The following is a 10,508-nucleotide window of genomic DNA, read 5'->3' as shown; positions in this document are numbered from 1 at the left end:
TCCACCTCGCCCAGCGCGGCGTGGATGTGGTGCTGACCTACCATTCGCGCGCCGACGAGGCCGAAGCCGCCGTCGCCGAGATCCAGGCGCTGGGCCAGAAGGCCGCGGCGCTGCAGCTCGATACCGGCAAGACCGCCGATTTTCCGGATTTCGCGCTGCGCCTGAAAACCTGCCTTGCGGAGACCTTCGGAGCAGAAGGTTTCGATTTTCTGGTGAACAATGCCGGCATCGGCATGAACACACCCTTCGCCGAGGTGACGGAGGCGGAATTCGACACCCTCATGAACATCCACCTCAAGGGCGTCTTCTTCCTGACCCAGCGCATGCTGCCGCTAATCAAGGATGGCGGGCGGATTGTGAACCTCTCCTCCGGCCTCGCCCGCTTCAGCCTGCCCGGCTACTCAGCCTATGCCATGATGAAGGGCGGAATCGAGGTCCTCACTCGCTATCTCGCCAAGGAACTCGGCGCGCGCGGCATTGCGGTGAATACGGTCGCTCCCGGCGCCATCGAGACCGATTTCGGCGGCGGCGCGGTACGCGACAATCCACATTACAACCAGATGGTGGCGAGCGTCACGGCGCTTGGCCGGGCCGGCCAACCGGACGATATCGGCACGATGATCGCCGCCCTGCTGGGGGAGGACAATCGCTGGGTCAACGGCCAGCGGATCGAAGTTTCGGGCGGCATGTTCGTCTGAGCGGCAGCCCGGCCGTGGGGGGCGATCAGCCCCCCGGCACAGCGCGTGGCCGCAGATGGTTGCAGAGGGTGACGCAGCATGCCGCGATCAGCATGCAAACGGCCATGGCCCGCGGTGAGGCATCGCTCAACTCGCCCACCATCATGCCGCTGACCGCACCGATGGAGAATTGCAGCGTGCCGGTGAGCGCCGAGGCGACACCGGCATTCGCGTGCTGGCGCGACATGACGGCCACGGTCCCATTGGGAAAGATGCAGCCGAGCGATGCGATGCAGATGAAAAGCCCGATCAGCGTCGGCACCAGCCCGGCGAGACCCAGCACGGCGATGACGGACAGGTAGACCGTGCCCGCCAGCATGGCGAAGACGGCCACCGTCAGGGTCCGGTCGATGCCGAATCGGCTTGCGAAAAGCCGTCCGTTGAGCTGGCTCGCCAGGATGAGGCCGCAGCCGTTCAGGCCGAAGATGCAGCCATAGAGCACCGGGCTCACATGAAAGCCGGTTTCGAAAACCAGCGGCGAGCCACCGAGATAGGCGAAGAGCGTCGCACTGGCGAAGGCGACGGTGAGCGCTGCCGGCAGGAAGCTGCGATCGCGTGCCACCTGGACATACCGCTTGGCGACGCTGATCAGCCCGTGGCGTACGCGCATGTCTTTCGGCAGCGTGTCCGGCAACAGAAGGATGACGAGGGACAGGTTGATGACACCATAGACCGCCTGGACCCAGAAGATGCTGCGCCAACCGGCCCAGTGCAGCACGAACCCGCCGAGCGCCGGCGCCAGGATGGGCGAGACGCCCATGACCAGCATGAGCTGCGCCATCATCCGTGCAGCATTCGGCCCGGTCGCGAGATCGCGCACCACGGCGCGCGGCACGACCATGCTGGAGGCGCCGCCCACGGCCGCCAGAAACCGGTAGACCGAGAAGGAGACGAGGCCTGTCGAGAGGGCGCAGCCGACGGTCGCCAGGGTATAAAGCGTCATGCCGACGACGAGCGGCGCCTTGCGCCCCATCCGGTCCGCGAGCGGTCCGAGGATCAGTTGCCCGAAGGCAAGACCGATGAAGAAGGCCGCGAGCGTCATCTGCGCGCCGCCCCGGACATCACCCAGTTCGTGGGCGATGGTCGGGAAGGCCGGCAGATACATGTCGATCGAAATCGACCCGACGGCGGTCAGAAAGCCGAGAAGGGCGGGCAGCCACACAGGAACGCGCATTCTATCTGAATGACATAGCTACTGGCCGATGGGACGCCCGAATTCTCCGTATCAGCCCTGAAAGATCAGAGTCTTGCCTGCGGCCGGCGGGTCGGCCGCAGGCAAGAGAGGGGTGGCCCGAGGCTTACGGCGCGGTGAGCGCGCCGCCGGCCGCACCGACGCCGCCGCCAACCAGTGCGCCGGTTCCCGCATTACCGCCCGTCGCCGCACCCACAGCGGCACCGGCACCGGCGCCGATGGCACCACCGGTGAGCGCCCGGGTGAGCGGGGAATGACCGCAAGCCGAAAGGGAGAGAGCCGCGGAGCCGAGGGCGAGACCGAGCACGACTGCGCGAATGGACAAGAACCTCAATGAAACCTCCTGCATCTATGGCAAAGCAACGCCGCCACACGAATGGAATGATCCGGATCTTGTGTGGCGGAACTGTTTCGCAAGATTGCCAAGAGGCAACCATTGGGGCGGCATCATGGCGGGCGCGGCCGTCAACCCCGGCGGGACCAGACCGCGTAGCGCGCCAAATAGGCTGGTACCACCAAGTCAATCGGCGTCGGCGTGATGCCGAGCGCGGCGAGGCCCGGCAGGGTCCCGCTCACAACATTGTCATGCCCGAGCATCTCCAGCTGGTCGGTCGTGAGGAGCTTGCCAGGCAGCCGCTCCAGCACCCGCGCCTGCAAGCGGGCGATACCGGAGGGAATGGTGACGAGCGGTCTTTTGCGCCCTGTCTTCTCCAGGATGTAGGCCAGGATCTGACGGAAGGTGAACACCTGGGGTCCGCCCAGCTCATAGACCCGTGAGGCCTCCGGCGGCAGCGCCAAGGCCGCCATGATGGCGGCCGCCACATCCCCCGCATAGACCGGCTGGAAGCGCGTATCCCCCGAGATCACCGGCATGATGGGGGATGTCCACGCCATGGCACCGAAGCGGTTGAAGAACTGGTCCTCCGGCCCGAAGACGATGGAGGGGCGCAGGATGACGGCCCCGGGAAAGCCGCCGGTGACGGAGGCTTCCCCCGCCGCTTTGCTGCGCCCATAGCCGCTCTGGCTGGTGCCCGAAGCGCCGATGGCAGAGAGATGGACAAGGTGGCTGACACCGGCGCGTGCCGCCTCGTCCGCGATCAGCCGCGGCCCCGTGCCCTGGATTCGGGCAAAATCGCCGGGCCGTGTCTCGGCCAGGATGCCCACGAGATTGACGACGAGATCGGCCCCTGCGATCGCCCGCGCGATGGCCGCCGGCTCCGTCACTGGGGCGTAGATGGGGACCACCTGGCCCGGCCGCCCCATCGGCCGCAGCCCCGCCGCGCGCTCCGTATCCCGCCCCGCGATGCGGACGATGTAACCCGCGTGCGCAAGATGCGGCACGAGGTAGCGGCCGATGAAGCCGGCGCCGCCGAAAACGGTCGCCACCTTGGGTTGATTGGCGAGCATGGTCTTTGCCTCCCTGGGCTCACTTGCCCTTTCAGCATTACGGAGCAGCAGATCAGCCCTCAAGATCAAGCACGGCTTTCCGCGCGGCCTCGTGATCGGCGCTGGTTGACGCCGCGCGACAGGACGGTTACACCCCGGCCTCGCCGCAGCATTGCCCAGATGGCGGAATTGGTAGACGCGCAGGTTTCAGGTACCTGTGGCCGCAAGGTCGTGGAAGTTCGAGTCTTCTTCTGGGCACCAGCTGTTTCAGGCAGACCTCGCCTGAAACCCGGCAATTCCCTCAATCGGCTTATCTTCTCCGCCACCGCGATCCGGCCCGACGGACGCGTTTGGTGACAAGACAACAGCACGACGATGGAGAGCCGTCGCCTCGCCGCGGCACCATTTTGCCGTGCCGCGCGATATGGTACGCTGCGGTCCACGGCTGCCCGGAGCGGGCAAAGCAAGGTCAGGACACATGAGCGCAGTCGCGGACGATTTTTTTACCGAAGCCCATGTCGCAGGCTTCGTGCCCCCGGTCCTGCCCAATGAGCGGCACCAGGATGCGATGGACCGCGCCGACCGCGAGGCCCGCTACTGGCAGAGCACGGTAGCGGGTCCGCTGCGCCCCGGAACGGAGGCGCATAAGCGCGAGGTCCACCGCATGTTCAAGGAGACCTTCAACCCCTACCGCCCTTCCGTCATTCCCTGGCCGAAACTTGACCCGGAAACGCTGCACCGCATCACCTCTCTGCCAATCTGGGACATCGCGGTGGAGACCGAGGGCAAAGCGCGCTTGCGCATGGCCGCCTATGCCGGGGATCTGCGCGACCAGGATATGCGCACGGCCCTCGCGCTCAACGCATGGGAAGAGAACCGCCACAAGGAGGTGCTTTCGAAACTGGTCGCGGCCTACGACATTCCGCTAGGCACCGAGCCGCCCTACATCAAGCCGAAGGATACGGAATGGGCCTATCTGGTGACCGGCTTCAGCGAATGCGTAGACAGTTTCTTCGCCTTCGGCCTTTTCGAGGTAGCGAAACGTTCCGGCTTCTTCCCGCCCGAACTGATCGAGACCTTCGAGCCGGTGATGCAGGAGGAATGCCGCCACATCCTGCTCTTCGCCAATTGGCTCGCCTGGCATCGCGCGACGCTGCCCTGGTACAAGCGCCCCTGGTTCGAGATGCGCGTTTGGGCAGTCTGGGTCTTCCTTGGCTACGAGCGCATCGGCCTCGCCCGCAGCATGGACGGCGAAGGCAAGGAACGCGCGCAGGACAATAATTTCACGGTGACCGGCGCGCAGTCGGTGAGCAATGTCGAGATCGAACTGCCTGAGCTGATGGCCCTGTGCCTCTCCGAGAACGACCGCCGCTTTTCGGGCTATGACCCGCGGCTGCTGCGGCCCAAGACCATGCCGGCACTGACGCGGCTTGCGCTGCGCGTCATGACGATCTTCAAAAAGAGGAAGATGCGCTCCTGAAGATCCTTCCAGAGGTCAACAAGCGCCCCATCGCTCCGGCAATCGAGATCGCATCGCGTGCGCGGTGCCTCCCTCACCATCAGCACCGGACGGCGACCTTCCTTCAGCGCAACGTCCGCTGCGCGGGTCACCATGGTTGTGGTGACACCGCTCGCGATCGCGGCCAGCGTCCACGCCGAACAGCGTGCGATCAACATGCCCATGGTCCGCAAGGGGCGGCAGGCGGTGATGCCCCCGACATCGTTTACCGGAACATCGTCTTGCAGGTGATGGGTAGTTCATGACCCTCCCTGCCGCCCGAAGCGCCTGAGCCCCTTTCCACGGACCGGGATGCAGGCGATGCTGGCGCCATGTGCGGCCGTTTCGCTTCCACCCTGCCACCGGAATTCCTCGAGACCCTGTTCGCGACGGCGGGGGAGATTCCAGCCGTGCCGCCGTCCTGGAACATCACCCCTGGGCAGGAAGCCCGCGTGCTGCGCCGCCACGCGGAAAGCGGCGAGCGGCGCATCGATGCGCTCTTCTGGGGGCTGGTGCCGCATTTCACCAAGCGGCTGACCGGTGCGCCGCGCCCGATCAATGCCCGGGGCGAGACGGTCGCCGCCGCCCCGCTTTTCCGGGGTGCCTTCGCCCGCCGCCGCTGTCTCGTCCCGGCCGATCTCTTCTACGAATGGCAGGTGCTGCCCGAGGGGCGGCAACCCTATGCCGTGGCCCGCGCGGATGGCGAGCCGCTGGTTCTTGGCGGGGTATGGGAGAGTTGGCGGATGCCGGATGGCGGCATCCATCGAAGCTTCGCGATCGTCACTACCGAAGCCAGCGCCGATATCGCCCGGCTGCACGAGCGGATGCCGCTTGTGTTGGAGCCAAGTGACTGGCCGCTCTGGCTCGGGGAGATGGCGGGCGATCCTGCCCTACTGCTCCGCCCGGCGCCTGCCGGCACCCTGCGCGCGTGGCCGGTTTCGAACCGGGTCAATAACGCGCGCAACAATGACGCGTCGCTCGCGACCCCGGCCACGTCGGCCGCAATCGATTCGACTGAGACTGCGCCACCCGATGGGCCGGCTTTGCCGCTTTTCCGCAATCCCCTCTGATATATCCCAGAGTTATAGCAAAAATCAAAAATCGCGATTTGTCTTATATAAAATGCAGGCCGATGTGTGACATTGACGTCGGAGCTACGCCAAAGGGATAGGTCCTTGCGGCTGGAGCTGCGGCAGCTGACATATTGACGGAGATGCCTTGGCCGATAGGGCAACTTGACTTGCCGCTCTCAAATCGCGAAATTATGGTTCACTAAGTCGTGATGGATTTCTAGCAGGGGCCGCGTCAAGCCGCCCTGTGGCTGGGTCCTTGATCCGGTCATCGCCGGGGCCGTCTTCTGCCCGCAACAGACGGCGGCCCTGCCGGATCACGCAACTTTCCCCAAATCAATTCAAGCATATGCTTGGTCACCCCGCAGGACTCTGCGGAGTCCTTGCCGCAGGCACGGGCTCCGCCGTGTCGGGCCATGGCGTTACTGCCCGGCCCGAACCGTATCTGATGAAAGAGAAGACGACCGATGCCGGCTTTGTTCACGCCCTTCACCCTGAAAGACGTCACGCTCCGCAACCGCGTAGCAGTACCGCCCATGTGCCAGTACAGCGCGGAAGACGGTTTCACCAATGAATGGCACTGGGTCCACTACCCTGCCCTCGCCCGTGGCGGCGCCGGCCTCGTGATCGTGGAAGCGACCGGCGTTTCCCCGGAGGGACGCATCACCCCGGCCTGCACCGGCCTATGGAACGACGACCAAGCCGAGGGCATGGCCCGCATCGCCACCTCCATCAAGGCAGCCGGCGCCGTCCCCGGCATCCAGATTGGCCATGCCGGGCGCAAGGCCGATGCCAATCGCCCCTGGGAAGGAGATGACCATATCCCCGAGGGCGATCCCCGCTATTGGGAGACGATCTCTCCCTCCGCCATCGCCTTCGGTGCCGGCTTGCCCCGTGTGCCGCGCGCGATGACCATCGCGGATATCGAGCGCGTGCGCGCGGATTTCGTGGCCGCCGCCATCCGCGCAAGGGGCGCGGGCTTTGAGTGGTTGGAGCTGCACTTCGCCCATGGCTATCTGGGCCAAAGTTTCTTCTCGACCTATGCCAATCAGCGCACGGACGGCTATGGCGGCGACTGGCGCGGCCGGGGACGCTTCCTGCTCGAGACACTCGCCGCGGTCCGCGCCGTCTGGCCCGAAAACCTGCCGCTTACCGCGCGTTTCGGCGTCATCGAATTCGACGGGCGTGACGAGGAGACGCTGGCGGAATCGATCGCCCTCGTCAGCGCGCTCAAGGGCGAAGGGCTCGACATGCTGAATGTCAGCATCAACTTCACGACGCCCACCGCTCAAATTCCCTGGGGGCCGGGCTTCCTGGTGCCGATCGCCGAGCGGGTGAAGTCCGAGACCGGCCTGCCAGTCGCGACGTCCTGGGGCGTGGAACAGCCAGCGGTCGCCGAAGCTGCGATCGCGGACGGGAAGATGGACCTGGCGATGAGCGGCCGCGCCCATCTCGCCAATCCGCACTATCCCTATGCCATGGCTAAGGCACTGAAGCTGAGCCGCCCATCCTGGGTGCTCCCTGCGCCTGATGCCCATTGGCTGGAACGCTACCGGCTGGCGGACGCCTGACCGGCCGCACGGCGCCATCCCGGGGGCGGCATGCCCCCGGGACTTTCCGAAACCTCAGGCGGCGGCAAGGGCCTGGGACAGATCTTCCAGAATATCGTCGGGATGTTCGAGGCCGATGGAGAGCCGGATATAGCCCGGTGTCACCCCGGTCTGCGCCTGCTCCTCCACGCTTAGCTGGGAATGCGTCGTCGTCGCCGGATGGATGGCGAGGCTGCGCGCATCGCCAATATTGGCAACGTGGTAGAAGAGTTTCAGCGCGTTGATGAAGCGCGCGCCGGCCTCCGCCCCGCCCGTGAGTTCGAAGCCCACCAGCGCACCATAGCCGCCGTGCAGGTATTTCTCGGCACGCGCGCGGGCTGGTCCTTCCTGCATGCTAGGATGGATGACCCGGACGACCTTGTCATGGCCGCTGAGGAAATCCGCGACCACGCGCGCCGAAGCATTGTGCTGGCGCATGCGCAGCGGCAGCGTCTCCAGCCCCTGGATGAGTTGAAAGGCATTGAAGGGCGAGAGGGCGGCCCCGAGATCACGCTGCAGCACGACGCGGGCGCGCAGCACATAGGCGATGGGGCCGAGCGGCTTTGCCGCCTCGATCCAGACGGCGCCGTGATAGCCCGCATCCGGCTCGGAGAGCAGCGGAAAACGGTCCTTGTGGGCTTCCCAGGGGAAATTGCCGCCATCGATGATGACGCCACCGATCGACGTGCCATGGCCGCCGATATACTTCGTGGCCGAATACATCACGATCGCCGCGCCATGATCGAAAGGCCGCACGATCAGCGGAGCGGCCGTGTTGTCCATGATCAGCGGCACGCCCAGCCGCCGGCCGATAGCCGCGACCTCGGCGATCGGAAAGACCTCGAGCTTCGGGTTGGGCAGGGTCTCCGCATAGTAGGCTCTGGTGCGCGCATCGGTTGCGCGGGCGAAGTTTTCAGGATCGGCGGGATCGACGAAACGCACCTCGACCCCCATGCGCTTCAGCGTATTCGCAAAAAGAGCCCAGGTGCCGCCGTAGAGATCCGTTGAGCTGACGACGTTGTCACCCGCCTCCGCGATGTTGAGGATGGAGAAGGCGGACGCCGACTGGCCGGAGGAGAGTGCCAGTGCCGCAACACCGCCTTCGAGTTCGGCAAGCCGCTGCTCCAGTGCATCCTGAGTCGGGTTCATGATGCGCGTATAGATATTTCCCAGTTCCTGCAGGCCGAAGAGCCGCGCGGCATGGGCCGTGTCGTGGAACTGGTAGGAGGTCGTCTGGTAGATCGGAACCGCGACCGCCCCGGTCGCGGGATCGGCGCGATAGCTGCCGCCGTGAAGGGCAAGCGTCTCGGGCCGCCAGCGGCGTCTCGGGTTCTCAGAGGTTTCGTCGGTCATGGGTTGTTCCCTGATGTTCTTGTCTGCTTGGGGCCGCGGAGCGCCGGTGCCCGCGCCGGCCCGGGGAGCCGGGCCCGAACCGGCGCGGGCACGAACCGGTCTTCCTGGCGCAGCAGTATAAGTGAAACGGCACGGCGAAGAAGCCCGGCTGAAAGCAGGCGGGCCAGCGGCGAGGATCGAGATGACATCCGGAAACTCCTGCGGAGGAGGCGAAGGTGAAGGCGACGGTCTTCAGCCGATACGGGCCGGTCGTCGACAAGCACCCATGATCTCGCTCCTCCGTGATCGATGCAGTGGTCATGCAGGGCACGGAGGATTTCACCACGATCCAAACTTGTCAAATTTTCTTTCTGTCACAAAATTAACTGACTAATAACGTATAAACTTTCAGTCTTGACCTGAGGATCCGAAGACCCCTCGGGCATTCCCCTGGCGACCCGACCCGGCTAAGAGGCAAGTGGTCCTGACAGGCGGAGACAGCCATGCGCTATGACCTTGCAATCGTGGGCGCAGGTATTCTTGGCCTCGCCCATGCCCTGGCGGCGAGCCGCCTCGGTCTTCGCACCATCGTCATCGACCGCGACCAGCGGGCGGTCGGCGCTTCGATCCGCAATTTCGGCTTCGTCACCGTCACCGGTCAGCAGCAAGGCGAATGCTGGCGGCGGGCGATGCGCTCCCGCGACATTTGGGACGAGATCGCGCCGCGCGCAGGCATCGAGGTGCTGCAACGCGGCCTCGCCGTGATCGGCCGTCGACCGGAAACCATAGCCGTGATGGAGGCCTTCTGCGCCCATCCTGAGATGGGCCCGGGATGCAGCATGCTGAGCGCGGCCGAGGCGCGCAGCCGCTTCCCCTGGATGAAGGGCGACCTGTCGGGGGTCCTCATCTCCCCCCATGAGCGGCGGGTCGAATCGCGTGACGCGATCCCTCGCCTCGCCCGCTACCTGGAGGAGGATTTAGGCGTCACGTTCCGCCGTGGCCTCGCCGTGCAGGGGGTGGAGCCCGGCCACCTGCGAACCGCGGAGGGCCCCATCGAAGCGGCCAAGATCGTTCTCTGCCCGGGCGACGATCTCGCGACCCTGTTTCCGGAACGCCTGGCCGCCGCCGGCATGCGCCGCTCGAAATTGCAGATGATGCGGCTGGTGCCGCAATCGCCCCTCGCCCTCACCCATGCGGTGATGACCGATCTCTCTCTCGTCCGCTATCTCGGCTGGGCCGAACTGCCGGAGGCGGCGGCGCTCCGTGCCCGGCTGGCGGGCGAGCAGCCGGCGCATCTGGCCGGTGGCGTACATTTGATCGCGGTGCAATCGGCTGATGGCAGCCTCATCGTCGGCGACACGCATGTCTATGGCGACACGATGGACCCCTTCGCGGACGAGGCGCTGGACGCTCTGGTGCTGGAGGAGTTCCGCGCCATCTTCCCTGGCCTCGCCTACCGGATCAGCGAGCGCTGGATCGGTACCTATGCCTCGCTCGAGGACCGGCTCGTCTTCCTCGATCAGCCGATGGAGGATGTCCGCCTCTCAATCGTGACCAGCGGCACCGGCGCCTCTACCGCCTTTGCGATCGGCGAAGAGGTCATCCGCGATCTCTGCGGCTAGAGTCTGATCGGTGCGGACTCACTCGCGGGCCCCATTCATCTGAACCGGGGATCAGACCTTTATCAACAGTTGAGACGCGGGC

General features: G+C 65.5%; 10 protein-coding genes and 1 tRNA gene. 6 read left to right on the top strand and 5 right to left on the bottom strand.

Annotated features, from left to right (window positions below; all coding sequences use genetic code 11):
• The coding region (locus tag VL752_RS19740) for an SDR family NAD(P)-dependent oxidoreductase (RefSeq protein WP_325357916.1) at positions 1 to 698 on the top strand (698 nt) is incomplete at its 5' end.
• A gap of 25 nt (positions 699 to 723) precedes the next feature.
• Here the strand turns inward: VL752_RS19740 and VL752_RS19735 are convergent.
• From VL752_RS19735 to VL752_RS19725, 3 genes are all read right to left on the bottom strand, one after another.
• Positions 724 to 1,911 carry a multidrug effflux MFS transporter gene (locus VL752_RS19735; protein ID WP_325357915.1) on the bottom strand — a complete coding sequence of 396 codons (1,188 nt, stop codon included), beginning with the start codon at positions 1,909 to 1,911 and terminating at the stop codon, positions 724 to 726.
• Positions 1,912 to 2,035: 124 nt separating this feature from the next.
• A complete protein-coding gene (locus VL752_RS19730) occupies positions 2,036 to 2,254 on the bottom strand; it encodes a hypothetical protein (protein ID WP_325357914.1) in 219 nt (72 codons plus the stop codon).
• A gap of 140 nt (positions 2,255 to 2,394) precedes the next feature.
• Entirely contained in the window at positions 2,395 to 3,336 is a 942-nt protein-coding gene (locus VL752_RS19725) for a complex I NDUFA9 subunit family protein (RefSeq protein WP_325357913.1), read from the bottom strand.
• Positions 3,337 to 3,489: 153 nt separating this feature from the next.
• Here VL752_RS19725 and VL752_RS19720 point away from each other — a divergent pair.
• Both VL752_RS19720 and VL752_RS19715 read left to right on the top strand, forming a co-directional pair.
• Positions 3,490 to 3,576, top strand: a tRNA-Leu gene (locus VL752_RS19720).
• Between the two features lie 307 nt (positions 3,577 to 3,883).
• Positions 3,884 to 4,795 carry a ferritin-like domain-containing protein gene (locus VL752_RS19715; protein ID WP_325357918.1) on the top strand — a complete coding sequence of 304 codons (912 nt, stop codon included), beginning with the start codon at positions 3,884 to 3,886 and terminating at the stop codon, positions 4,793 to 4,795.
• On the opposite strand, the gene VL752_RS22295 is transcribed toward VL752_RS19715, so the two are convergent.
• The gene (locus tag VL752_RS22295; protein WP_408863190.1) at positions 4,696 to 4,992 is read right to left on the bottom strand and encodes a flavoprotein; all 297 of its coding nucleotides are present in this window, start codon (positions 4,990 to 4,992) and stop codon (positions 4,696 to 4,698) included. The two genes, VL752_RS19715 and VL752_RS22295, sit on opposite strands and share 100 nt — an antisense overlap.
• A 153-nt stretch (positions 4,993 to 5,145) precedes the next feature.
• Between VL752_RS22295 and VL752_RS19705 the strand changes: the two genes are divergently transcribed.
• Together VL752_RS19705 and VL752_RS19700 are read left to right on the top strand one after the other, a co-directional pair.
• Positions 5,146 to 5,883: an SOS response-associated peptidase gene (locus tag VL752_RS19705; protein ID WP_325357912.1), complete on the top strand. Its 738-nt coding sequence runs from the start codon at positions 5,146 to 5,148 to the stop codon at positions 5,881 to 5,883.
• A gap of 467 nt (positions 5,884 to 6,350) precedes the next feature.
• Positions 6,351 to 7,454, top strand: a complete 1,104-nt coding sequence (locus VL752_RS19700; protein WP_325357911.1) for an NADH:flavin oxidoreductase/NADH oxidase — start codon at positions 6,351 to 6,353, stop codon at positions 7,452 to 7,454.
• A gap of 54 nt (positions 7,455 to 7,508) precedes the next feature.
• Here the strand turns inward: VL752_RS19700 and VL752_RS19695 are convergent, their stop codons facing one another.
• Entirely contained in the window at positions 7,509 to 8,825 is a 1,317-nt protein-coding gene (locus VL752_RS19695) for an O-acetylhomoserine aminocarboxypropyltransferase/cysteine synthase family protein (protein WP_325357910.1), read from the bottom strand.
• A 482-nt stretch (positions 8,826 to 9,307) separates the two neighbouring features.
• On the opposite strand from VL752_RS19695, the gene VL752_RS19690 reads away from it, so the two are divergent.
• Positions 9,308 to 10,426, top strand: a complete 1,119-nt coding sequence (locus VL752_RS19690) for a TIGR03364 family FAD-dependent oxidoreductase (protein ID WP_325357908.1) — start codon at positions 9,308 to 9,310, stop codon at positions 10,424 to 10,426.
• Positions 10,427 to 10,508 lie beyond the last annotated feature (82 nt).

This window comes from Acidisoma sp. (genome assembly GCF_035492295.1).
Classification (GTDB): Bacteria; Pseudomonadota; Alphaproteobacteria; order Acetobacterales; family Acetobacteraceae; genus Acidisoma.
Note: the sequence above shows the minus strand (reverse complement) of the source record. Positions and strands in the feature narration are given on the sequence as shown.

What these genes read in the sequence shown, in the direction of transcription:
- VL752_RS19715 (WP_325357918.1), top strand. Translation starts at nt 3,884, where the DNA reads ATGGACCGCGCCGACCGCGAGGCCCGCTACTGGCAGAGCACGGTAGCG.
- VL752_RS22295 (WP_408863190.1), bottom strand. Translation starts at nt 4,992, where the DNA reads ATGTTGATCGCACGCTGTTCGGCGTGGACGCTGGCCGCGATCGCGAGC.
- VL752_RS19690 (WP_325357908.1), top strand. Translation starts at nt 9,308, where the DNA reads ATGCGCTATGACCTTGCAATCGTGGGCGCAGGTATTCTTGGCCTCGCC.
- VL752_RS19700 (WP_325357911.1), top strand. Translation starts at nt 6,351, where the DNA reads ATGCCGGCTTTGTTCACGCCCTTCACCCTGAAAGACGTCACGCTCCGC.
- VL752_RS19695 (WP_325357910.1), bottom strand. Translation starts at nt 8,825, where the DNA reads ATGACCGACGAAACCTCTGAGAACCCGAGACGCCGCTGGCGGCCCGAG.
- VL752_RS19705 (WP_325357912.1), top strand. Translation starts at nt 5,146, where the DNA reads ATGTGCGGCCGTTTCGCTTCCACCCTGCCACCGGAATTCCTCGAGACC.
- VL752_RS19725 (WP_325357913.1), bottom strand. Translation starts at nt 3,336, where the DNA reads ATGCTCGCCAATCAACCCAAGGTGGCGACCGTTTTCGGCGGCGCCGGC.
- VL752_RS19735 (WP_325357915.1), bottom strand. Translation starts at nt 1,911, where the DNA reads ATGCGCGTTCCTGTGTGGCTGCCCGCCCTTCTCGGCTTTCTGACCGCC.